At 73.4% G+C, this 22,639-nt stretch carries 17 protein-coding genes and 1 pseudogene; 7 read left to right on the plus strand and 11 right to left on the minus strand.

Features of this window, described 5'->3' with window-relative positions; genetic code table 11:
* Window positions 1-235: 235 nt before the first annotated feature.
* A complete protein-coding gene (locus AB0B58_RS38900) occupies window positions 236-2,212 on the minus strand; it encodes a beta-galactosidase (RefSeq protein WP_360235136.1) in 1,977 nt (658 codons plus the stop codon).
* 45 nt (window positions 2,213-2,257) lie between these two features.
* On the opposite strand from AB0B58_RS38900, the gene AB0B58_RS38905 reads away from it, so the two are divergent.
* Window positions 2,258-4,435 (plus strand): glycosyl hydrolase family 95 catalytic domain-containing protein, encoded by a 2,178-nt coding sequence (locus tag AB0B58_RS38905; RefSeq protein ID WP_360235139.1) that lies wholly within the window; start codon window positions 2,258-2,260, stop codon window positions 4,433-4,435.
* Window positions 4,436-4,460: 25 nt separating this feature from the next.
* Here AB0B58_RS38905 and AB0B58_RS38910 read toward each other — a convergent pair whose 3' ends face one another.
* From AB0B58_RS38910 to AB0B58_RS38925, 4 genes are read right to left on the minus strand one after another with little or no spacing between them, the layout of a single operon-like run.
* The gene (locus AB0B58_RS38910) at window positions 4,461-4,598 is read right to left on the minus strand and encodes a hypothetical protein (RefSeq protein WP_360235142.1); all 138 of its coding nucleotides are present in this window, start codon (window positions 4,596-4,598) and stop codon (window positions 4,461-4,463) included.
* A 28-nt stretch (window positions 4,599-4,626) separates the two neighbouring features.
* A complete protein-coding gene (locus AB0B58_RS38915) occupies window positions 4,627-5,535 on the minus strand; it encodes a carbohydrate ABC transporter permease (protein WP_360235145.1) in 909 nt (302 codons plus the stop codon).
* Window positions 5,532-6,557, minus strand: a complete 1,026-nt coding sequence (locus AB0B58_RS38920) for an ABC transporter permease subunit (protein ID WP_360235148.1) — start codon at window positions 6,555-6,557, stop codon at window positions 5,532-5,534. Before AB0B58_RS38920 ends, AB0B58_RS38915 begins: the two co-directional genes overlap by 4 nt.
* The gene (locus AB0B58_RS38925) at window positions 6,554-8,230 is read right to left on the minus strand and encodes an extracellular solute-binding protein (RefSeq protein WP_360235151.1); all 1,677 of its coding nucleotides are present in this window, start codon (window positions 8,228-8,230) and stop codon (window positions 6,554-6,556) included. Before AB0B58_RS38925 ends, AB0B58_RS38920 begins: the two co-directional genes overlap by 4 nt.
* 233 nt (window positions 8,231-8,463) lie before the next feature.
* Between AB0B58_RS38925 and AB0B58_RS38930 the strand changes: the two genes are divergently transcribed.
* On the plus strand, window positions 8,464-9,636 hold the full coding sequence (locus AB0B58_RS38930) for an ROK family transcriptional regulator (RefSeq protein ID WP_360235154.1): 1,173 nt from the start codon (window positions 8,464-8,466) through the stop codon (window positions 9,634-9,636).
* 160 nt (window positions 9,637-9,796) lie between these two features.
* Window positions 9,797-12,631 (plus strand): glycoside hydrolase family 3 C-terminal domain-containing protein, encoded by a 2,835-nt coding sequence (locus AB0B58_RS38935; protein ID WP_360235157.1) that lies wholly within the window; start codon window positions 9,797-9,799, stop codon window positions 12,629-12,631.
* Window positions 12,632-12,867: 236 nt separating this feature from the next.
* Here the strand turns inward: AB0B58_RS38935 and AB0B58_RS38940 are convergent, their stop codons facing one another.
* Both AB0B58_RS38940 and AB0B58_RS38945 read right to left on the minus strand, forming a co-directional pair.
* Window positions 12,868-13,896, minus strand: a complete 1,029-nt coding sequence (locus AB0B58_RS38940) for a VCBS repeat-containing protein (RefSeq protein ID WP_360235160.1) — start codon at window positions 13,894-13,896, stop codon at window positions 12,868-12,870.
* A 238-nt stretch (window positions 13,897-14,134) separates the two neighbouring features.
* Window positions 14,135-14,647 carry an RICIN domain-containing protein gene (locus AB0B58_RS38945; RefSeq protein ID WP_360235163.1) on the minus strand — a complete coding sequence of 171 codons (513 nt, stop codon included), beginning with the start codon at window positions 14,645-14,647 and terminating at the stop codon, window positions 14,135-14,137.
* A 150-nt stretch (window positions 14,648-14,797) separates the two neighbouring features.
* Between AB0B58_RS38945 and AB0B58_RS38950 the strand changes: the two genes are divergently transcribed.
* A complete protein-coding gene (locus AB0B58_RS38950) occupies window positions 14,798-15,493 on the plus strand; it encodes a TetR/AcrR family transcriptional regulator (protein ID WP_360235166.1) in 696 nt (231 codons plus the stop codon).
* 49 nt (window positions 15,494-15,542) lie between these two features.
* Here the strand turns inward: AB0B58_RS38950 and AB0B58_RS38955 are convergent, their stop codons facing one another.
* The 3 genes from AB0B58_RS38955 to AB0B58_RS38965 form a co-directional block, all read right to left on the minus strand.
* Entirely contained in the window at window positions 15,543-16,334 is a 792-nt protein-coding gene (locus AB0B58_RS38955) for a hypothetical protein (protein ID WP_360235169.1), read from the minus strand.
* A gap of 34 nt (window positions 16,335-16,368) precedes the next feature.
* Window positions 16,369-17,025 (minus strand): DUF6230 family protein, encoded by a 657-nt coding sequence (locus AB0B58_RS38960; RefSeq protein WP_360235172.1) that lies wholly within the window; start codon window positions 17,023-17,025, stop codon window positions 16,369-16,371.
* Between the two features lie 78 nt (window positions 17,026-17,103).
* On the minus strand, window positions 17,104-18,288 hold the full coding sequence (locus AB0B58_RS38965) for a helix-turn-helix domain-containing protein (protein WP_360235175.1): 1,185 nt from the start codon (window positions 18,286-18,288) through the stop codon (window positions 17,104-17,106).
* 142 nt (window positions 18,289-18,430) lie between these two features.
* Between AB0B58_RS38965 and AB0B58_RS38970 the strand changes: the two genes are divergently transcribed.
* Together AB0B58_RS38970 and AB0B58_RS38975 are read left to right on the plus strand one after the other, a co-directional pair.
* Window positions 18,431-19,660, plus strand: coding sequence for a YncE family protein (locus AB0B58_RS38970; RefSeq protein WP_360235178.1), 1,230 nt, complete (start codon window positions 18,431-18,433; stop codon window positions 19,658-19,660).
* Between the two features lie 56 nt (window positions 19,661-19,716).
* Window positions 19,717-21,051 carry a serine/threonine-protein kinase gene (locus AB0B58_RS38975; protein WP_360235181.1) on the plus strand — a complete coding sequence of 445 codons (1,335 nt, stop codon included), beginning with the start codon at window positions 19,717-19,719 and terminating at the stop codon, window positions 21,049-21,051.
* A gap of 87 nt (window positions 21,052-21,138) precedes the next feature.
* Here AB0B58_RS38975 and AB0B58_RS38980 read toward each other — a convergent pair whose 3' ends face one another.
* Window positions 21,139-22,149 carry a LacI family DNA-binding transcriptional regulator gene (locus tag AB0B58_RS38980; RefSeq protein ID WP_360235184.1) on the minus strand — a complete coding sequence of 337 codons (1,011 nt, stop codon included), beginning with the start codon at window positions 22,147-22,149 and terminating at the stop codon, window positions 21,139-21,141.
* 293 nt (window positions 22,150-22,442) lie between these two features.
* On the opposite strand from AB0B58_RS38980, the pseudogene AB0B58_RS38985 reads away from it, so the two are divergent.
* A pseudogene (locus AB0B58_RS38985) lies at window positions 22,443-22,639 on the plus strand (endoglucanase); the annotation flags it as partial.

Genomic DNA, 22,639 nt, shown 5'->3' on the forward strand with positions numbered 1-22,639 from the left:
CCGGCCACGACATCGCCGCTCAACACGCCGGCAACCCCCGTCGAGGTCAACGCTCCCGGATAACCGCGGCACCGCCCACCGCAAGCCGGACCACCCGGCCACGACATCGCCGCTCAACACGCCGGCAACCCCCGTCGAGGTCAACGCTCCCGGATAACCGCGGCACCGCCCACCGCAAGCCGGACCACCCCGGCCACGACATCGCCGCTCAGCGCACCGCCACCCCCCGTCGAGGTCAACGCTCCCGGATAACCGCGGCACCGCCCACCGCAAGCCGGACCACCCCGGCCACGACATCGCCGCCGAGCAGGTCGATCCCGGCGGCCGGCACGTCGTGACCGGTGCCGGTGTGGTTCAGCAGGAACAGCCAGGACCGGTCGCCGGCGTGCCGCCGGACCGCCTCCACGCCGCGCGGCACGCCCTCGAGCTCCGGGCCGACGCCGGCCGACGCGGCCACGGCGCCGAGCAGGCGGCCGTGGTCGTCCGCGGAGAGCCGGGTCGAGCAGTACCAGGCCACGCCGTCGCCGACCGCGTGCCGGGTGACCGCGGGCCGGCCGTCGAGGACGCCGCCGGCGTAGCACACGACGGCCTCCGCGCCGGCGAGGTGCACGGTCTCGCTCCACAGCTCGCCTGCCGCCCCGGTGGTGAGCGCGGCGCGGTCGTCCGGGCCGAGCGGGTGGAACTCCTCCACCCGTACCCCGAGCAGGTCCCGCAGCGCGCCGGGATAGCCGCCGGTACGGACCCGGCCGTGCTCGTCGGCGACGCCGCTGAGGAACGTCGCGACGAGGTGGCCGCCCGCGGCGACCCAGGACCGCAGGGCCTCGGCCTGCGCGTCGGACATCAGGTAGTGCCCCGGCAGCACGATCATCGCGTACGCGTCCAGAGCGCCGAGCGTGCCGATCACGTCGGCGACGATGCCCCGCCGCCACAGCGCGCGATGCGCGTGGCGGGCCTCGTCGAGGTGGTCGAGCCGCCGCGACGGCAGGCCGGGGGCCTGCAGCGCCCACGCCGACGGCTCGTCGTAGGCGACGGCGACCCGGGCCCGCACCGCGCCCTCGGCCGTCCCGGCGATCCGGTCGAGCTGCTCGCCGAGCGCGACGGCCTCGCGGTACACCCGGCTGTCCGGCCCGGCGTGCGGCACCAGCGCGGAGTGGAACAGCTCGGCGCCGCCGCGCGGCGCCCGCCACTGGAAGAACAGCACCCCGAGCGAGCCCCGGGCGACCGCCGCGAGGCCCTGCCGCGCCATCCGGCCCGGCTCCTTGGTGTGCATCCGGTCGGCGGCGTAGATGAGGTTCGGCGCCGTCTCCATCAGCAGCCAGCCGGGCCGCCCGGTGCCGTGCCGGGCCCAGCCCCGGGCCAGGTCCGCGGCGAAGGCCGCCTCCTCCTCCGCGCCGGCGCCCGGGTCGGCCGGGTAGTGGTCGATGGCGACCAGGTCCACCTCGCGCGCCCAGCGGGCGTGGTCGACCGGCACCCAGCCGCCGAGCACGAAGTTCGTGGTGACCGGCACGCCGGGTGTCGCGGCACGCAGGACGTCGCGCTGCGCGGTGTACGCAGCGAGCAGCTCGTCGGAGGTGAAGCGGCGGAAGTCCAGCACCTGTGCGGGGTTCGGCAGGTACCGGGTCGCGCGGGGCGGCAGGATCTGCGCCCAGTCGGTGTAGAGCTGCCCCCAGACCGCCGTGCTCCACGCCTCGTTGAGCCGGTCGAGGTCGCCGTGGCGCGCACGCAGCCAGCCGCGGAACGCCTCCGCGGCGAGTTCGCAGTGGCAGGCGGAGCTGTACTCGTTGTGCACGTGCCACATCGCGAGGGCGGGATGGCCGCGGTAGCGCCCGGCGAGCGCGGCCGCGATCCGGAGCGCGGCCTCGCGGTACGCCGGCGCGCTGGCGCAGTAGGTGTCGCGGCTGCCGTGGCTGAGCCGTACGCCGTCGGCGGTGACCGGCAGCGCCTCGGGGTGCGCCAGCCCGAACCACGGCGGCGGCGACGCGGTCGGTGTGGCCAGTGCGGCCGAGATCCCGTTGCCCGCCAGGCGGTCGAGCACCCCGTCGAGCCAGCCGAACTCGTACCGCCCGGGGGCGGGCTCCAGCTTGGACCAGGCGAAGACCCCGACGGTGGCCAGGTTCACCCGGGCCCGGCGCATCAGTTCGGCGTCCTCCGCGCACACCTGCTCGGGCCACTGCTCCGGGTTGTAGTCACCGCCGTACAGCAGCCGCGGCATCCCGCTCCCTGGTAGTTTGTTTGGAATCCAGCCAAACTAGGGCCGGTGCGGGAGGCTGTCAACTGGGAGCACGCGCTGGTGACCGGCAACGGCCGGCAGGGCGCCCTGTGCTGGGGCGGGCCGGACGCGGTCCGGCTGACCGTCTCGCACGAACGCCTGTTCCTGCCGGCGGGCCCGCGGCTGGACGCGCCGGACACCGCCGCGATCCTGCCCCGGCTGCGCGACCTGCTCGACCGGGGGCGGTACGCCGAGGCCGCCGAGGCGGTCTGCGAGCAGGCGACGGCCGGCGATCCGGCGTACGCGGAGACGGTCTGGATCGATCCCCTGGTCGGCGCCGCGACACTCACCGTGCGCCCGCGGCGGCCGGGCGACGGCTCCTGGTCGGTCGATCTCGCCACCGGGGTGGTCGAGCACCGCTGGGCGAGCGGCGAGGTGCGGGTCTTCGCCTCGCGGCCGTCGGACGCGATCGTGGTCCGGCTGTCGGCCGCCGGCGGCTTCCGCGGCACCCTTGAGCTCGGCCTGATCGAGGGCACGCCGCCGATGCCGGTGACGAGCCGTCTCGCGGCCGGCCCGGAAGGCCTCACGCTGGCCGTCGGATTCGGCGCGGCCCGGCCCGGCGCGCCGACCGGCTACCGCGTGCGCTGCCGGGTGCTGTCGGGCGACGTCGAGGGGTGCGAGGTGCGCTCCGACGCGGTGCTCGCGATCCGCACGCTGCTGCCCGGGGACGCCGATCCCGCCGTACCGGAGGATTTCGAGGAGCTGCTGGCCGCGCACCGGGCCGTGCACGGTGGGCTGATGGACCGGGTGCGGCTGGATCTGGGCGCCGGCCGCGCCGCGCGGGCGGCGTCCACCGCGCAGCTGTTGGCCGCGCCGGTCGGGCCGGCGCTTGTCGAGCGGCTCTTCGACGCCGGCCGGTACGCGATCGTCAGCAGCACCGGCGACCTGCCGCCGACCCTGCAGGGCGTGTGGAGCGGCACCTGGGCGCCGCCCTGGTCCAGCGGCTACACGCTCGACGGCAACCTGCCTGCCGCGGTCGCCGCGCTGCTGCCCACCGGCACTCCGGAGCTGCTGCTGCCGGTCTTCGACCTGCTCGAGTCCGTGCGCGACGACCTGCGCCACAACGCCCGCCGGCTCTACGGGGCACGCGGCCTGCTCACCCCGCTGCACCTGTCGACGCACGGGCGGCAGAACCACTTCGGCCCTCGGTGGTGCCAGACGTTCTGGACCGCCGGCGCGGCCTGGATGAGCCGGCTCTACGTCGACTACTGGCGCTACACCGGGGACCGCGGCTTCCTGCGCGACCGGGCGTGGCCGTTCCTGCGCGAGTCCGCGGAGTTCTACCTCGACTTCGTACAGCTCCGCGACGGCACGGCGAGGTTCAGCCCGTCGTACTCCCCGGAGAACGCACCGGCCGGCACCGACTCGCAGGCCTGCGTCGACGCGACCATGGACGTGGCGGTGGTCCGCGACCTGCTGATGAACCTGCTGCGGGTCGCCGACGAACTGGACCTCCGGGACCCGGACGCGCCGCGCTGGCGGGAACTGCTCGGCGCGCTGCCCGGATACCGCGTCGCGGACGGCCTGCTCGCCGAGTGGTGCCACCCGGGCCTGGACGACCAGCCGGCGCACCGGCACGCCTCGCACCTCTGGCCGCTGTGGTACGAGCCGGATCCGCTGATCACCGGCGACGCCGGCCTCCGCGCGGCGGCCATGGCGACCGTCCGCAGCCGGCTGGCGTGGTGGCTGGGCGCGGAGGCCGACGAGATGGCGTACGGGCTGGCCCAGCTCGGGCTCGCGGCGGCCGCGCTCGGCATGGCCGAGGAGGCGTACGCGACGGTGGAGCGGATGGCGGGCCGCTACTGGCGGGCGAGCCTGGTGCCCACGCACAACCGCGACGCGATCTTCAATGTGGACATCGCGGGCGGGCTGCCGGCGGTCGTCGCGGCGATGCTCCTGCGCTCGGCGCACGGCCGGCTGGACCTGCTGCCGGCCCTGCCGGCACGGTGGCCGAACGGGCGGGTGACCGGGCTGACCGCCCGCGACGCGGTGCTGGTCTCCGAGCTGTGCTGGGGGCCGGACCGGGTCGAGGCGGTGCTGACGGCCCGGCGGGACGTGCGCCTGACGGTCGGCGCCCCGCCCGGAATGCTGATCGACGGGGCACCGTCGCGCCGGATCGCGCTGGCGGCCGGGCGACCCCACGGCGTGCGGGCGGTCCGGCCCTGACGGCGCCGGGCCACCCGAACCGCGGTCAGCAGCCCTGTCGGCCGCTGTTGATCCAGTACGTGGTGCCGCCCCACTCGATCTCGCCGTACGCCCAGACGCAGTTGTTCGCCGTGCCGGTGACGCCGCGCGGTCCGGCGTAGTACGCGTACGAGCCGTTGTCCACGGTGGACGAGGCGGTTCCCTCCCCCGGTTCAGCCCTTGATCGCCCCCACGATGACGCCACGGGTGAAGTGGCGCTGGACGAAGGGGTACACCAGGGCGATCGGCGCCACCGTCACCACCACCACGGCCATCTTGATGGCCAGGGCGGGTGGCAGCGCGGCGCCCACCGTGCCCGAGGTCTGCGGGGCCTGCCCCGCCAGGATGTAGCTCTGCAGGACCCGCTGGATCGGGAACTTCTCGTTGTCGTCGATGTAGAGCAGCGCGTTGAACCAGGTGTTCCAGTAGCCGACCGCGTAGAAGAGGCCGACCACCGCGATCACCGCCTTGGACAGCGGCAGCACGATCCGCCACAGGATCCGGAACTCACCCGCGCCGTCCAGCCGGGCGCTGTCGAGCAGCTCGGCCGGGATGTTCTGGAAGAACGCGCGCACCACCACCAGGTTGAAGACGCTCACCGCGGTCGGCAGGATCAGCGCCCAGAGGCTGTCCTTGAGGCCCAGCCCGGTGACGACGAGGTAGTGCGGCACCAGCCCGGGATGAATCAGGAAGGTCAGTAGGAAGTAGAAGAGCAGGCCGCGGTGCATCAGCGACCCCGGCCGGGACAGCCCGTACGCCGCCAGCACGGTCACCACCAGGCTCAGCGCTGTGCCGGCCACCGTGACCAGCGTGCTGACCAGCAGCGCCTTGGTGATCTGGCCGCCGGAGAAGATGATCCGGTACGCGGAGAAGTCCAGCTCGCGGGGCACGACGACCAGGCCGCCGGCCGCGTTGATGGACTCCCGTGACGACACGCTTGTCAGCAGCACCACCCACAGCGGCACCAGCACGGCGAGCACGACGACCGTGAGCACCGTGCCCGTGGCGGCCTGCGCCGCGGCGCCGGGCTCCTCCTCCCAGGCCGGCCGGGACGGGTGACGGCGGCGTGGCATCGTGGTCATGAGCGCGAGTACACCCCCCGCTCGCCCAGGACGTGGGCGAACCTGTTGGCGGCGAGGATCAGCACCAGGCCGACCAGCGCCTTGAAGAGGCCGGCGGCCGCGCCGAAGCCGTAGTCGCCGGTGGCGATGGCATGGTGGTAGACGAACGTGTCGAGCACCTCGGCGGCCTGCCGCCCGACCGCGTCGCGCTGCAACAGGAACTGCTCGAAGCCGACCGACAGGGCGTCGCCGAGCCGCAGGATCAGCAGCAGGACGATGACCGGCCGCAGCCCGGGCAGGGTGATGTGCCACAGCCGGCGCCACCGGCCGGCGCCGTCGACGGCCGACGCCTCGTACAGGTTGGGGTCGACCGCGGCCAGCGCGGCGAGGAAGACGATCGTGCCCCAGCCGAGGTCCTTCCAGACCGCCTCCGCGGTGACCAGGACGATGAAGGTGTCCGGGTTGGACATGATCTGCGGCGGGGTGAGCCCGGCATCGCGCAGCTCCTGGGAGAGCAGGCCGGCGCCGCCCAGCATCTGCACGAAGAACGTCACGACCAGCACCCAGCTGAAGAAGTGCGGCAGGTAGACGACGGTCTGCACGAAGCCGCGCAGCCGGCCGGACATGAGGCTGTTCAGCAGGATGGCCAGGGCGATCGGCAGCGGGAAGAAGAACACCAGCTGGAAGGCCGTGATGGCCAGGGTGTTCCGGAACGCGTCCCAGAACGCCGGGTCGGCGAAGAGCTCCCGGAAGTTCTCGAGGCCGACGAACGGGCTGGCGGCCAGCGCCTGCAGGGCGCCGTCGCCGAGGTAGGGGTTGTAGTCCTGGAAGGCGACGACATTGCCCAGCGCCGGCAGGTAGTGGAACACCGCCAGGAGCAGGGCACCCGGCGCGACCATGACCAGCAGCGGCCAGTCGCGCCGCAGCCGGGCGCGCAGCGGCGAGCGCCGCCGCCGGGCCGGCGCCGGGCGGGCCGGCGCACCGGTGCCGGCCGGCGGCACCGGACCGGCCACCACGGGACGGCTGGCCTGGGCCTGGCTCATCGACCGGCGTCGGCCAATGCCGAGCCGAGCAGCTGGCGGGCCTCGTCACCGCCCGCCGCACGCCACTCGGTGACCACCACGTCGAGGTCGGACATCGGGCGCCGCCCCCGGACGATGTCGGTGATCTTGTCCTGGGTCGGCACCATGCCGGCCTTGTACTTGGCCGGCATCTCGAACTTCAGGCCGTCCCACGGGTCCTTCTCGAGGTTCTTCACGGTCTCGTTCGAGTACGCCAGCAGCTGCGGCACGTACTGCGGCGTCTGCGGGTACGGCTGCACGACCGGGCTGCGGCCGCTGATGAAGAAGTACTGGTTCTGGATCTCCTTGAAGCCCAGCTCGGTCTTCACCGGCCCGTCGGCGCCGCGGGTGTGGTGCCTGCCCTGGACGCCGTACTCGCGCAGGTCGAACTCGGCCGTGCCGAACGGCGCGGAGCACCAGTCGACCACGCGCAGGATCTCCTCGACCCGCGCCTTGCCGAGCCCCTTCTTGACGAACGTGTAGGAGATGGGCTCGTCGTCGCCCCAGGCGAGCGGGTTGCCGCCGGTCGCGGAGAAGAGCGGCACCGGCTGCACGTCGAACCCGGGCGTGACCTTCTGCTGCTCGGCCTGCATCAGCTGCCACATGCCGATGCCGTCCTGGTGGAACATGATCTTTCCGCTCTTGAGCAGCTGCTGTGCGTCGGCGCCCTTGCTGGCCACGATGTCCGGGTGCACCAGGCCCGCCCGGTATAGCCGGCTCATGAACTCGGCGGCGGCCCTGAACTCCGGCGTCTCGTACTTGAACTCGGGGGTGCCGTCGGCCCGCAGGCGCCAGCCGTCCTTGCTGCCCGGCACTTTGTGGAACATCTGCACCATCGCGAAGATGTCGGAGAACGCCCAGACGCCCTTGTCCGCGTTCGTCGCCCGCTTACCGACGTCGAACAGCTCGTCGATGCTCGCCGGCACGGCCAGCCCGGCCTTGGTGAGCAGGTCCTTGCGGTGGAACAGCGCCCACGGGAACGGGCCGTCGGTCGGGTTCGGCACCGCCATCAGCCGCTCGTTCCAGCAGGCGTTGCGCCACGCGCCGGCGGGGAAGGTGCCCAGCATCGGATAGTCCGCCACCTTGGCGCCCTGCAGGTACGGCGTGAGGTCCTCGAAGTTCGCCCGCACCGCGTCGCCGAAGCGGGCCAGCTTGGACACCTCCCACCCCGGCACGCAGAGCAGGTCCGGCACGTCGCGGGCGCCGAGGATCGCGCCCAGCTTCTCCGCGTACGTGATGCCGTCCTGCACGCTGAATTCGACCGGGGTGCCGAGTTCGGCGTTGATTGCGGTCAGGTAGGCATTGCTCGCGCCGGCGGGGGGCGCCGGCCCCCAGACCGGGACCATCGCCCGGATGGCCGGGCCGCCGGCGCCCGGCTTCTCGGCGATGGCGTCGACCAGTTGGGCCGGGAACCTGGTGTAGCCGTCGGCGACCGGCCGGGTGCCGACGATGTCCGGCTTGGGCACGTTGACGGTGAGCGCTCTCTGCTCGGGCAGCACCTCGGCGAGCTTGTCCAGCTCCTGCGTCGTGCCGGAGCGGGTGGCCTTGTCGCCGCAGCCGGCGAGCGACCCTCCGGCGGCGACCGCGGCGGCGCTCAGGCCGAGCAGGCTCAGAAAGGTCCGGCGATCGGCGGACGGGCCCGCGGGTGTCGTCACGGCGCGCTCCTCGTAAACGGTCGACGGGATCGACAGCTTCCCGCTAGAGTTTGTTTGGCTTGTAGCCAAACAAACTAGCCGACGGTGGTGGGGCCCACAAGAGATGACCGTGCCCGCGGGACGGGGTACGGCATGATGGACGGGCCAGCCCGGGGACGCCGGCGGCGGGAGGCAGGACTGACGTGATCGGTACGCACGGCATGACGCAGCCGGCGGACTTGTCCGACGTGAGAATGACCAATCTGGCGGTGGTACTCAGGTACGTACGCACCAACGCACCCTGTTCGCGGGCGGACATCGCCGCCTCGACGGGGCTCAACAAGGCGACGGTGTCCAGCCTGGTCGCCGACCTGCTCGAGCGGCAGCTCCTGCGGGACACCGGCCTGGCCGAGAACAGGATCGGCCGCCCCGCCGCGATGCTGACCCTGCAGAGCCGCCCGTACGCGGCGGTCGGCCTCGAGGTCGCCGCCGACCATCTGGTCGCGGTGGCGGTCGACCTCACCGGGGAACGGCTGCTGACGTGGCGGCGGGCGTACCCGGGGCTGGACGGCGCGCCCGGCCGGGCCGAGGCCGCGATCGCGGCGCTGGCCGGGCGAGTGGTCGCGAAGATGACCGGGCAGCAGCGCCGGGTGCTCGGGCTGACCGTCGCGGTGCCGGGGCTGGTCGGCGCCGACGGCGGCGTCCGGTTCCCCGCCCATCTCGGCCGGCCGGATCTGGACCTGCGCGCCGCCCTCGAACGCGGCCTGCGCCGCCCGGACTACGAGGTGGTCGTCGACAACGCCGCGAACCTGTCCGCCCTGGCGGAGTACCGCGCCGGCGCCGAGGCCGACACGCCCGACCTGATCAGCCTCGTCGGCGGCACCGGGGTGGACGCCGGGATCATCGCCGACGGGCGGCTGCTGCGCGGCGGGCGCGGCTTCGCCGGTCAGGCGGGTCACCTGCAGGTCGACTGCGACGGCCCGGTGTGCAGGTGCGGGCGGCGCGGCTGCCTGGAGGCGGTCGCGGGGCTGCCCGCCCTGGTGCGCCGGGCGCTGCCGGACACGGAGGCGGACGGCCCGGTCACCGACTACGCGCCCGAGCTGGAGCGGATCACCGCCCTGGCCCGGGCGGGCGACACCGGGGTCACCGAGGTCCTCGCCGAAACCGGCCGGCTGCTGGGCCGCGGCGTCTCGACGCTCGCCGAGCTGCTGGACCCCCGGGTCGTCGTGCTCGGCGGCACGTTCGCGACGCTGGCGCCGTGGCTGCTGCCCGCGGTGGAGGCGGAGGTGAAGTCCCGGACGGCCGCACCGGGCGACCTCGGCTTCCGGATCGCGGTCTCCGCCCTGCACGCGGACGCCGCGGCGACCGGCGGCGCGATGCTCGCCCTGGACCGCCTGGAGGCCGGGCACCTGCCCTCGCCCACCTGACGGTGGCATCGACTTATCTAAGTGTTTCTCTTGACCGGGATCGATGCCGGGTGTCAACCTCGAAGGGCTCCGCCGTAACACGTGCGTAACGGCACGTCGGCGGAGCCTTTTCGGCATCTCAATCGAAGCGCTTCGACGGTCACGCCAGGAGAGCATCGCCATGGACGAAACGGCCCGCCGCACCTTCGAGGATCCCGGCGCGCCGCTGTCCGGCCGGGTGGCAGACCTGCTCACCCGGCTGACTCTGGCCGAGAAGGTGGGCCTGCTGCACCAGCACCAGGCCGCCGTGCCCCGCCTCGGCGTCGGGCCGTTCCGCACCGGGACCGAGGCGCTGCACGGCGTCGCCTGGCTCGGCGAGGCGACCGTCTTCCCGCAGTCCGTCGGCCTCGGCAGCACCTGGGATCCGGACCTCGTCCGGCGGGTCGGCGCGGCGGTCGGCGACGAGGTGCGCGGGCTGCACCACAAGGACCCCATACGGACCGGGCTCAACGTCTGGGCGCCGGTGGTCAACCCGCTGCGGGACCCGCGCTGGGGACGCAACGAGGAGGGCTACTCCGAGGACCCGTGGCTCACCGGGGTGCTCGGCACCGCGTACGCGGCAGGGCTGCGCGGCGACCATCCCCGCTACCTGCGTACCGCGCCGACGCTCAAGCACTTCCTCGGCTACAACAACGAGACCGACCGGCATCTCACCTCGAGCGACCTGCCGCCGCGGGTCCTGCACGAGTACGAGCTTCCCGCGTTCCGCGCGCCGATCGCCGCCGGCGCGGCCGTCGCGGTCATGGCGTCGTACAACCTGGTCAACGGCCGGCCCACCCACCTGAGCCCGCTGCTCGCCGCCGAACTGCGCACCTGGACCGGCGACGACGTGCTGGTGGTCGGCGACGCGGGCGCCTGCACGAACCTCGCCGGCGACCAGCACTACCTGCCCGACCACGCCGCCGGCTTCGCCGCCGCGCTGCGGGCCGGGGTCGACTGCCTCACCGAGGACCCGCGCGTGACCGTCGGCCTGCTGCGCGAGGCGCTGGACCGGGGGCTGCTCACCGGGTCCGACGTGGACTCCGCGGTCCGGCACGTCCTGGCGATCCGGTTCCGGCTCGGCGAGTTCGACCCGGAACAGCTCAATCCGTACGCGGCCACGACCGCCGACGTCGTCAACTGCCCCGAGCACCAGCGACTCGCCCGGGAGGCGGCGCGCGCCGCGATCGTCCTGCTGAAGAACGGCGACGGGGTGCTGCCGCTGAGCGCACCGCGGACGGTCGCCGTGCTCGGGCCGCTCGGCGACACCCTCGCCGCGGACTGGTACAGCGGGATGCTGCCGTACGCGGTCACGGTCCGCGCCGGGCTCGCCGCACGGCTCGGCCGCGACGCCGTGCGCGGCCTCGAGGGCGCCGACCGGATCCGGCTGCGCTCCGCGTCCGGGGTGGTGGTCGCGGGTTCCGGCCCCGACGGCGCCGCCCTGCGGATCGCCGGCGCCGGGGACGACCTCTTCGACGTGCTCGACTGGGGCGGCGGCACCGTCACGCTGCGCGCCGCCGCCAACCGCCGGTACGTTCGCGCGGGCGAGGACGGTGTCCTGGTCAACGACCGGGCGGAGCCCGGCGAGTGGGTCGTGCGCGAGACCTTCGAGCCGGTCCGGCGCGGCGGCGCGATACTGCTGCGGCACCTGGCGAGCAACCGGTACGTCGCGGCCGGTGCGGACGGCACCCTGCGCGCGCAGGCGCCGGCCGCCGAGTCCGCCACCGCGTTCGAGGTGGAGCTCGTCGAGGACGGGCTCGAGGCGGCCGCGGCGCTGGCCCGCGACGCCGACGTGGCGCTGGTCGTCCTCGGCAACCACCCGATGGTGGCGGGGCGCGAGACCGAGGACCGCGACGGCCTGGGCCTGCCGCCCGGGCAGGACGCGCTGCTGCGGGCCGTCCGGGCGGCCAACCCGCGTACCGTGCTGATCCTGACGAGCAGCTACCCGTACGCGATCGGGTGGGCGCAGCAACACCTGCCGGCGGTGCTGTGGTCGGCGCACGGCGGGCAGGAGTCCGGTGCCGCCGTCGCGGACGTGCTGCTCGGCCGGGCCGAGGACGGCGAGCCGGTCGAGCCGACCGGGCGCCTGCCGCAGACCTGGTACCGCGGCGCCGACGAACTGCCGGACCTGCTCGACTACGACATCATCGGCAGCGACGCGACCTACCTGTACTTCCGCGGCAGCCCGCTGTATCCGTTCGGGCACGGCCTCGGCTACACCACCTTCGAACACCGCGACCTGCGGCTGAGCGCCGCGACGGCGCCGGCCGGCAGACGGGTGGAGATCAGCGTGGACGTCGTCAACGTCGGCGACCGGCCGGGCACCGAGGTGGTGCAGTTCTACACGCGCCAGCGCCGGTCGCGGGTCAAGCAGCCGCTGCGCCGGTTGCGGGGCTTCCGGCGCGTCCGGCTCGACCCCGGCGCGCGGGCGACCGTCACGCTGATCCTGGACACCGCCGACCTCGCGTTCTTCGACGTGGTGCAGGACCGGCCGCTGGTCGAGTCGGCCCGGCACACCGTCATGGTGGGCCGCTCCTGCACCGACATCACCGCGACCGCGACCCTGACCGTACGGGGCGAGAACGTCCCGGACCGCACGGCGCGCAACCTGCGGGCGGCGAGCCGGGACGCCGAGTACGGAACCGCCCTGACCGACGAGGGCCCCGAGCGCGGCGACGCGGTGGTCGCGGTCCGCGACGGCGCCTGGCTCGCCTTCGATGGGGTCGACTTCGGCGCGGGCGAGCGCCGGATCACCGCCTCGGCCGCGGCTGCCACCGCGGGCGCCCGGATCGAGGTTCGGCTGGACGAGCCACTCTCCGGCCCGGTCGCCGCGGTGCTGGATGTGCCCGCGGTCGCCGGCCGGCACGACTGGGTTGAGGTGGCCGCGCCGCTTTCGGGCGCGTCCGGGCGCCACGACCTGTACCTGGTCTTCGACCGCGCCGGCGCCCGGGTGAGCACCGTGACGTTCGGCATCTGACCACCCGCGCGCACGGCGCGTGGGATCGCCCGCTCGGCGGGCCGGAGACCGGTCAGCAGCGCGGCGACCAGCCGTCGGTTCCGGCCACACCTCGCAGGTGAGCGCCTACCTCGACGATGGGACCGGCTGTGATGCTCGTCGAAGGATGCACCGGGGTGGCGCGCCGATGGCCGGGCCCCGCGGATGCGGTGGGGCCCGGCCATCGGGTCACTGCCTGGTCAGGCGCCGGCCCTCGGTCACCAGAGGACGCCGGGCTGCGGGATCTCGTGGCCGACGGCGAAGAAGTCGTGCCACTTCCAGCCCGTGCCGGCGAAGTTCAAGCCGGTCGACCGGGCCACGTACACGTCGGCGGCCGCACCCCGGGTGAAGGTGGCGATGTCGTCCCGCCCGTCGCCGGTGAAGTCGCCGGTGCCCGGGATCTCGGAGCCGACGGCGAAGAAGTCGTGCCACTTCCACCCCGTACCGACGAAGCCCGAGCCCGTCGAACGCGCGACGTAGACGTCCGCCGACGCACCCCGGGTGAACGTCACGATGTCGTCCCTGCCGTCACGGTTGAAGTCGCCGACGGACGGCAGTTCCGAACCGACGGCGAAGAAGTCGTGCCACTTCCACCCCGTACCGACGAAGCTCGAGCCCGTCGAACGCGCGACGTAGACGTCCGCCGACGCACCCCGGGTGAAGGTCACGATGTCGTCCCTGCCGTCGCCGGTGAAGTCGCCGACGGCCGGGACCTCCGAGCCGACCGCGAAGAAGTCGTGCCACTTCCACCCGGTACCGACGAAGCGGGTGCCGGTGGACAGCGCCACGTACACGTCCGCGGCCGCGCCCCGGGTGAACGTCACGATGTCGTCCTTGCCGTCACCGTTGAAGTCGCCGACGGCCGGCGTCTCCGAGCCCACCGCGAAAAAGTCATGCCATTTCACGCCGGTTCCCCGGAAGGACCAGCCTGTCGACAATGCGACATAGACATCGGCCGCCGGGCCACGGGTGAACGTCGCGATGTCGTCCTTTCCGTCGCCATTGAAATCTCCGACCAATGGCGTTTCCCTGCCGACCGCGAAATAGTCGTGCCATTTCACGCCCGTACCCCGGAAGGACGAACCGTTCGACAACGCGACGTAAACGTCGGCGGCCGGGCCGCGGGTGAACGTGACTATGTCGTCGCGGCCGTCACCGTTGAAATCCCCGGCCACGCCGCTGAATCCGCCGCCGGGCGGCGGCACCGCCGCCGCCGGAAGGCTCTGCAGCGCAGCTGCCACGGTCACGGCCATGATTGCCGATAGCGCCGGTAGGCGCCGGTTCCCGAGCATCTTTCTCCCCGTTCTCGTGATGGACGTTCCGACTGGAAGCCGTCCATAAACTAGCTCCGAGCGGGGCTAATACCATTATTCAGTCTGTTTGCCGTCAGAACCGAGAAAAGCCGCATAGCGGCAAGGCTCGGGGTAGCCTCTCCCGCCCACGGAAGAGGGCGGAATCCTCCGCCCCCTTCCCAGGCCCGGGGGCCTACGGCCGGTTGCCGCCGCCCGCCCGGCCGTGCCAGCGCCGCGACGGGATGTCGGCGCAGGTGCCCTGCACCACGGCGCCGCCGCCAACGACCGCCACGCACCGGCCGGTGGACACGCTGCGCATGAGGAACGTGTCCCCGGCGCCGTCGAGCAGGCGCCAACGCCGCGACGGCGCCTCGTCGCAGCGGAACTGGACGACCGCCGCACCGCCGGCGGCGCTCAGACAGCCGCCGCCGCGCAGGTTCTGTACCTGGAACAGCCCGTCCAGGGTGGCCAGCCGCATCCGCCACAGCGAGGACGGCTCCGACCGGCACGGACCCTGCACGGCGAGGGCGGTGCCGGCGGCCGTCCGCAGGCACCGCCGGCTGTCCATGTTGACCAGCAGGAAGCCGTTGACGACGTCGGTCGGGCCCGGCGGCGGCCCGGCCTCGGCGGCGGCACCCGGCGTCAGCAGACCGGCGGCGAGCAGAACGGTCACCGCGATGGACTGGAAACGGCGGCGAACTGACATGGCAGTACCTTTCGGACAAGGACTTCGGTCGCATCGCACGTTATCCGCAGAACTCTTTTTATTCGGTGATATCGGGCGAATCGCCATTCGCGTTTCGGCGTTCGGGTTTGCTCTAGGCTGACCGGCAGCGGCGACAGTGGAGGGAACACGGTGTCCGAGACGGTTCGTTTCGATCAGCGCATTCCGGGATCGCGGTCGGCCACCGAACCGGACCGGTTGCTGCCGCGGGGCCGCCACGATCTGCCGCGCGAGTTCGTCAGCCGGACCCAGCGCGACCGGCTCATCGACGCGATGGCGCGCACGGTCGCCGAACGCGGATACGCCAACGCCTCGCTCGGCGATGTCTGCGCGGCCGCGGGAGTGTCCACTCGCGCGTTCTACGAGCACTTCGTGGACAAGCAGGCGTGCTTCCTGGCCGCCTTCGACCTGGGGGTCTCGCTGCTGCAGCGCGCCGTCGCGGAGGCGTACGCCCGGCCGGCCGGTTGGCCGCTGCGGATGCACCACGGACTGGACACCCTGTTGCGGATCCTGGCCGCCGAGCCCGCCTTCGCCTCGCTGGCGGTGGTCGAGGTGCTCGCCGCGGGACCACGGGCCCGGGCCTGCCGCCGGCGGCTGCTGGACGCCTACCGGGTGTTCTTCGTCGGGGCGCCGCACCGGGCCGGAACGCCGCCGGTCCCGCCCGGAGTGACCGACGCCGTCATCGCGGGCGTGTACGGCGTCATCTACGACTTCGTGTCTACGGGCCGGGCCGCGGAGTTGCCGGAGCAGTTGCCGGCCCTGACCTACCTCGTCGTCGTCCCGTTCCTGGGCCCGGCGGCCGCGTCCCGCGCCGCCGCCGGGCAGTAGGGTCCGTCCCGCCGACCGGCGGGACGGACCCGGAACGCACGGCGACCGGCTACTCCGTCGGAGTGGGCTCCGCCGTCGGGGTCGGCTCCTCGGTCGGGGTGGGCTCGCCGGTCGGCGTCTCGGTGGGCTCGGGCACGGGGGCCGCCGAGACGGTGATCTGCTGGGTCGCGTCGGTGGTGTCGGTGACCGCGTACCTGGCGCTGAACGTCGCCGTGGTCGCGCCGGTCGGGCAGGTCAGCCCGCCGGTGACCCGGATCGGCAGCGAGACGCCGGCCGAGAAGTCGAGCATCGGCGGGCTCGTCGCGGTGCCGGGGATCCACGGCCCGCTGATCGAGGCGGGCCCGTCCGGGGCCACGGTGATCACGCAGGACGCGAGGCCCGAGACGGTGGTGACCGTGCCGGCCCGCGGGACGGTCATCGTGCCGACCGAGCCGGCCGGGTCGTACTGGAGCGCGATGGTCCATTCGCCGTTTGTCGAGTTGGAGACCGTGCGGGCGGTGGTGAACAGCACGTTGGTCGGGCAGGCCCCGCCGTTGTTCGCGAAGGTCGCCGGGGTGAGCGAGGAGACGACCGGGCCGTCGGTGGCGGTGTTGCCCGGCTCGGCGGGCACCGCGCCGCCGCTGGCCGACTGGTTGCAGGTCACGGTGGTGGTGCCGACCCGGAAGACGGCGGCGCCGCCGGCCACCAGCGAGGCGTTGTAGCCGTGCCCCGCCGGGCCGACCGTGGTCGAGGCGGCGGCCAGCGCGGGGCCGGCCTGCAGGGTCACCAGGCCGGCGCCCGCCAGGACGGCGACGGCGACCAGCGCCGACCGGCGGGCGGTACGGGAACGGGTTCGGAGCATCTCGATCTCCCTTGATCGTGACGGAGGAGCGGGCTCAGAAGCATTCGTCCTTGCCCCAGCGCAGCCGCAGGGACAGCCCGGTGAGGTTGAACTCGCCGGCGGTCGTCGCCCAGGCCACCTGCTTCAGATCGGTGATGACGACGGTGTCGGCCTGCTGGCTGAAGAAGCCCTGGCGGCGCTGCGCGGTCTCGGCCGGATCGTTGACCGGCCCCTTGTCCAGGGTGGACGCGTCACGGCCGATCTCCATGTTGCGGAACCTGGCATTGCCGTCGAGGGCGGTCATGTCGACCACCATGTTCGTGGCGGTCACCGGGTCCCGGCCGGTGCCGGCGCTGATCTTCAAGGTCACCGAGCCGAAGTCGCCGAGGTCGGTGACGACCGACTGGCAGAGGTTCGTCAGCTTCGCGGTCCTCATGGCCGAGACCGCGACCGGCTCCGGGGTCTGCGACGGCGGGTCGCTGCCGGGTTCGGTGCGGGCGTCGACCGTGCCGTACTGCACGAAGCCGGTCGCCTCGAGCCGGTCCGCGCTGACCTTGAACTGCTGGCCGGACACGGAGAACGAGGCCGCGAGCGCGCCATTGGACATCAGGGTCAGCAGGCCGAGCACCGCCGCGGCGCTGAGCCCGAACAGGATCCCGAAGCGGCCCCAGCGGGTGCGGCCCTGGCTGTCGGTCTGATGGGAAGCATGCATCGGATCTCCCCCAGCAATGATCCAGAAAAGGTATTTGTTCTGGATTGGAGGCACGCTAACCCCGGTCGCAAGAAATCGTCAAGCATTGAAGTTCACGGATGTTTCACCACCCGCGGACCGCGGTTCGAGCCACGTTCGCAGCGCCCACCACAGTTGCAGCAGCTCCAGCACGGTCCGGCGGTCCCCCTCCTCGCCCGGCACGACGGGCACACCGGTGAGCTCGTGGAGGCGGCGCAGCCGGTAGCGGACGGTGTTCGGGTGCACGTGCAGGGCGGTGGCGGTGTGATCCAGACGCCGGCCGTGGTCCAGATAGGCCAGCGCGGTCGACGCCAGCTCCCGGTGGAAGTCGTCGGCCGGCCGCAGCTCGCCGAGGACCGCCGCGCTGGCCAGGCCGGCCAGCAACGGCTGGGCCGTCAGGGCGAGGTCGGCGGCGTGGTCCACGAGCAGGTGGATGCCCCGGCGCGGGGAACGGGCCGCGAGCGGCAGGGCGGCCAGGCAGAGGCCGTACACCGCACGGAGCTCACGCAGCGGCACGGCGGGAGCCGCGACCACCGGCACGTCCGTGTCACCCGGGGCCGGCAGCCGGGGCGTGAGCGCGGCCGGCCGGCCGGCGACCGTACCGCAGAGTCCGCCCGCGGCCGCGAGCCGCAGGCCCACCTGGCGCGCGGGGTCGACCACGTCGGCGACCAGGCAGTGGTAGCGGCCGTCCGGGCGCAGGCCCAGCCGGGCGAGCTCCGCCGGTGACGGCCCGGGCTCCTCGCCGAGCAGCAGCCCGCGCAGCGCCCGGTCGCCGGCCTCCGCACGTCCGCCGGCGAGATCCCGCTCCGCCGCGCGATAGCCGGAGATCACGTGACGCTCGAGCGCACCCAGGTAGCGGTCCATGTCCAGCAGCACCTCGAGGAGCAGGCCGTCGGGGATGTCCGCGGCCCGGGCCCGCTGCACGGCGATCTCCAGCGCCCGGGTCCGCCCCGCCTGCACGGCGGCGAGCAGCCCGCCGATCGAGATGCCCTGTGCAGCGCGGTCGGCGCCGAGGCGCGCGGCCTCGGCGAAGTCGCGCTCGCTCGGATCGCCGGCGCGCTCGAACGCGGCCAGCCCGGCCGCGAACAGGACCGCGACGTGGCGCCGGGTCTCCGCCGCGGGCAGCCGGGCCACCTCCGGGGCCTGCGCCCGGGCCGCCTCGACCAGGTCGTCGACGATCCGCTCGTCGGCCGCCATGCCCCACAGCACCTCGAGGAACACGTCGCCCCGCGCCGTCAGCGCCATCTCGCTCTCCCGGGGGCCGGTTGTCCGCGCCGTACAACGACGGGCCCGGATGTTGGCTCCCGGCACCTATCGATGGGCGCCGATCCATTATTACCTATTCGTTACCGCAAGGTAACAACGCGCCGGTGTTCAGGAGAGTTCCGTGGCACTCAGATCCTCCGCGCTCATCGCCCTCGTCGCCGTCCTCGCCGCGGCGCCGCTACCGGCCTCCGCCGCGCCGGCACCCCTGCGGGAGGTGATGTTCGTCGGCAACAACTGGGAAGGCACCGTGGACGTCATCGGGTCCAGCGGCGGCTACGGCCGGCTCGGCCGGATCAACGTCATCCCCGACAAGGACACCCGCCTCTGGGAGATCTACCTGAACCCGATCAGGCTCGCGTTCTTCCTCGGCATCCGCTCAGGCCCGGGCGAGGGCCACGACCAGCTGGTCGACGACATGTACACCACGCCGGACGGCAGCGCGCTCGTCGCCTCGCGGCCCAGCTTCGCCGACGTCGTCTCCATCGACCTGCGTACCGGGGCCCTCAAGTGGCGCTTCGCGGTCTCCGGCTACCGCGCCGACCACATGGCGGTCACCCCGGACGGCACCCAGGTCGCGGTGTCGGCGTCCACCTCGAACACCGTGCACGTCCTCGACATCGCCACCGGCCGGCAGCTCGGCTCGTTCGCCACGGGCGACAAGCCGCACGAGAACATCTACACCGACGACGGCCGCTATCTCTGGAACATGTCCATCGGCGAGGTCAACACCGACCTGGACGACCCGATCTGGGACTGGACCAAGGGCAACCGGCGGATCACGGTCGTGGACACCACGACCTTCCGGACGGTACGCACGATCGACATGCGCGCCCGGCTCGACGCGTACGGCCGCGGTGACCTGTCGAACGCGATGCGGCCCACGGTGTTCAGCGCCGACGGCACGAAGCTGTACTTCCAGGTGTCGTTCTTCAACGGCCTGATCGAGTACGACATCGCCACCGACCGGATCACCCGGGTCAAGACGCTGCCGAAGAATCCGGCCACCAGCGACGACCGCACCACGTTCGTCAACGACTCGCGGCACCACGGCCTGTCGCTGAGCCCCGACGGCGACCGTCTCTGCGTGGCCGGGACCATGGACGACTACGCCACGGTGGTCACCCGCTCGACGCTGCAGGAGGGCGAGCTGGTCCCGGCGTCCAAGCCGTACTGGGCGACCGTCAGCGGCGACGGCCGCGACTGCGTGATCTCCGAGTCGGGCGCGGACCAGGTCACGGCGATCAGCTTCGCGACCGGCCGCCGGGTGGCGACCGTCGCGGTCGGCGACCACCCGCAGCGGGTCCGCATCGGGCACGTCCCCGGGAACTGGGCCCCGCCGGCGGCCCGCTGACGGCAGTCGGCCGGCTTCCGGTTGACACCTCGGCCCTGCTGGGCGAGTGTTCCGAGATGAACGTTGACTGGCCCCCGGCAGGCACCCTCATGGCCTCCCGCTACCGGCTGGTCTCGCGCCTGGAGACCGGCGGGATGGCGCAGATCTGGCACGCCGACGACGAGTTGCTGGACCGGCCGGTCGCGCTCAAACTGCCCGCCGGGCTCGACCCGGCCAGCGCGGACGTCCTGCACCAGGCCTGGAAAGAGGCGAGGATGGCGGCCCGGCTGTCGCACCCCAACATCGCCGCCGTGCACGACTACAACGCCGCGATGCGGCCCGAGGGCTACATGGCCCCGTTCGTCGTGATGGAGCTGCTGGCCGGCGAGTCCCTCGCAGCGCGGCTGGACCGCTCCCCGCTCTCCTGGCAGGAGTCGGCCCGGATCGGGGTGGCGGTGGCCGACGCGCTGACCGCGGCGCACGCCAACGGCGTGGTGCACCGCGACATCAAGCCGGGCAACGTCATGCTGACGCCCACCGGCGTCAAGATCCTCGACTTCGGGATCAGCGCGGCGACCGGCGAGCCCGACGACGACGAGACCGGGGCGACGTTCGGGACCCCCGCGTACGTGGCGCCGGAGCGGCTCGACGGCAAGCCCGCGGAACCCGCCACCGACGTGTACGGGCTGGGCGTGCTGCTCTACGAGATGGTCACGGGCGAGCCGCCGTACCCCGTCGACACCTGGGAGGAGCTCGACGCGGCCCGCACGGCACCGCCGCGCGCGCTGCCGGCCGACCTGCCCGTCGCGTTCCGGGACCTGGTCGGGTCGTGCCTGCGGGAGGAGCCGGACCGGCGGCCCACCGCCGCACACGTCAGTCGCGGACTGGCCGCCCTCACACCCCCGGCGCCCGCTCCCCGGCGCCGTCCGGTCCGCCGCCTGGCCCTGTTCTCCGGGCTGGCCGCGCTCGTCGTCTCGATCATCGCGCTCTTCGCCGCGCTGGGCTCGTCGCGCCAGACGGTCGACGACGCGTTCGAGCCGACGGCGACCGCCGCGCCCACCGCCGCGCCGCCGAGCCCCGCGCCCGCGACGCCGGGTGCCGGCGCGACGCCACGGCGTACGGCCGCCACCACCGCGCCGCTGAACGTGAACGACGCGATCGACCGGGTCCGGTCGGCCGTCGTGGCCGGCCGCGAGCTGGGCCAGATCCGCCCCGACGTCGCGCAGGACCTGATCAACCTGCTCCGGCCGATGGGCCGGGCCAAGGCCGCGGACGTCCTCCAGCGCTCGGAGGAGTTGCAGCGCAAGGTGCTCGCGCGCGTCGAGGAGGGCAGCGTCGACCGGGCCCGGGCCGACGTGCTGCGGTCCCGGCTGGCCGACCTCGCGCGGGCGGCCGAGCGCGGCTCAGGCTAGGTGCGACTCACGCTGAGCAACACTCAGGCCGAGCACGACTCACGCTGAGCGCGACTCACGCTGAGCAACACTCAGGCCGACCGCGGCTCACGCTGAGCCGCGCAGTACCAGCCGGGTGCTCAGCACGAGCCCGCCCTCCTCGGCCTCCTCGCCGTCGATCTTGGCGAGCAGCAGCCGGACCATCTCCTGGCCCATCTCCTCGATGGGCTGGTAGACGCTGCTCAGCGGCGGGTCGGTGTGCCGGGCGATGACCGAGTCGTCGAAGCCGATGACCGCGATGTCGCGCGGCGCGACCAGCCCGCGCTCCCGCATCACCCGCAGGGCGCCGGCGGCCATCATGTCGGCGGCGGCGAAGACGGCGTCGATGTCGGGATGCCGGTCGAGCAGCCACCGCATCGCCGCGGCGCCGCTCTCCTCGCTGAAGTCGCCGTTCGCGACGATGCCCTCACCCACCACGTCGCGGTAGCCGTCGAGGCGCGCGATGCCGGCCGCCATGTCGAGCGGGCCGGTGATGGTCGCGATGCGCCGGCGTCCCAGCCGCGCCAGGTATTCGACCGCCTCCCGCGCGCCGCCACGGTTGTCGGCGTCCACGAAACAGCCCGGCTCGGCCTGCGTCGGGCGCCCGGCCCGCACGGTCGCGACGCCGCGCTGCTCCAGGGTCGACAGCAGCGTGTCGGCGCCGTGCAGGGAGAGCAGGAGCGCGCCGTCGACGTGCTGGCGGGTCAGGTAGCCCTCCAGCCGCTCACGCTCCTGCGGCGACTGCGAGATCATCAGGACCATCTGCAGCCCCCGGTCGACCAGGCCCGACGAGATCGCCTGCACGATCCGGCCGAAGAACGGCTCGGCGAAGAACCGCTCGCCGGACTCGAAGATGACCAGGGCGATCGAGTCGGTCCGCTGTGTCACGAGCGTGCGGGCGGCCCGGTTCGGCACGTAGCCGAGCTCGGCGATCGCGTCCTTGACCGCCGCGCGGGCGGCGGGACTCACCTGGTCCGACCCGTTCACGACGCGGGAGACCGTCCCGCGCCCGACACCGGCCCGGACCGCGACCTGATCCAGCGTCGGGCGTCCCGTCGCCCGGGTCCGCTCCCCCGTCATCGGGTCCCTCCTCATCCCAGCTGCGCCAGACACAACCTATCCCGCCACGCCCTCGGCATGCCGGGCGGCGCCTCGCGACGGCGCGTCGCCCGGGTCGCCGGTATCGGCTCGAGATGTGTCCGGTACCACCCGGATGGCGAGGTTTCCCGACCCCGAAATCCTCAAGTCACGCCATCCGGGTCGGTCGCAACTCCGCGGCACCTGTTCGGGACCTGGGGGTGCACCGCCCGCACCGGAATCTCTTCTCATGCCCGGCCGACACACGGCCGGAACATGCGGGGGGAAACCACAAAGTGCGTCGGATCAAGCTGCAGAAGTCGATGACCGTCCTGGCCGCCATGGCGATGGGCGTGGGCACCGCGCTCGCCGGCACGACCGCCGCGACCGCCGCCCCGGCCGCGCCGGCGGGTGGGAAGTGTGTGACCGGTGCGAACCTGGTCCCCTCCTGTGGCGTCCTCTGGGGCGCCGCCGCCGGCGGCTTCACCACCGC

Source organism: Actinoplanes sp. NPDC049118, from assembly GCF_040648555.1.
Classification (GTDB): domain Bacteria; phylum Actinomycetota; class Actinomycetes; order Mycobacteriales; family Micromonosporaceae; genus Actinoplanes.

Bases quoted from the DNA above. Each gene is read 5' to 3' on its own strand.
- AB0B58_RS38900 (WP_360235136.1), bottom strand. From the start codon at position 2,212: ATGCCGCGGCTGCTGTACGGCGGTGACTACAACCCGGAGCAGTGGCCC.
- AB0B58_RS38915 (WP_360235145.1), bottom strand. From the start codon at position 5,535: ATGACCACGATGCCACGCCGCCGTCACCCGTCCCGGCCGGCCTGGGAG.
- AB0B58_RS38920 (WP_360235148.1), bottom strand. From the start codon at position 6,557: ATGAGCCAGGCCCAGGCCAGCCGTCCCGTGGTGGCCGGTCCGGTGCCG.
- AB0B58_RS38930 (WP_360235154.1), top strand. From the start codon at position 8,464: ATGACCAATCTGGCGGTGGTACTCAGGTACGTACGCACCAACGCACCC.
- AB0B58_RS38935 (WP_360235157.1), top strand. From the start codon at position 9,797: ATGGACGAAACGGCCCGCCGCACCTTCGAGGATCCCGGCGCGCCGCTG.
- AB0B58_RS38945 (WP_360235163.1), bottom strand. From the start codon at position 14,647: ATGTCAGTTCGCCGCCGTTTCCAGTCCATCGCGGTGACCGTTCTGCTC.
- AB0B58_RS38955 (WP_360235169.1), bottom strand. From the start codon at position 16,334: ATGCTCCGAACCCGTTCCCGTACCGCCCGCCGGTCGGCGCTGGTCGCC.
- AB0B58_RS38960 (WP_360235172.1), bottom strand. From the start codon at position 17,025: ATGCATGCTTCCCATCAGACCGACAGCCAGGGCCGCACCCGCTGGGGC.
- AB0B58_RS38965 (WP_360235175.1), bottom strand. From the start codon at position 18,288: ATGGCGCTGACGGCGCGGGGCGACGTGTTCCTCGAGGTGCTGTGGGGC.
- AB0B58_RS38975 (WP_360235181.1), top strand. From the start codon at position 19,717: ATGAACGTTGACTGGCCCCCGGCAGGCACCCTCATGGCCTCCCGCTAC.
- AB0B58_RS38980 (WP_360235184.1), bottom strand. From the start codon at position 22,149: ATGACGGGGGAGCGGACCCGGGCGACGGGACGCCCGACGCTGGATCAG.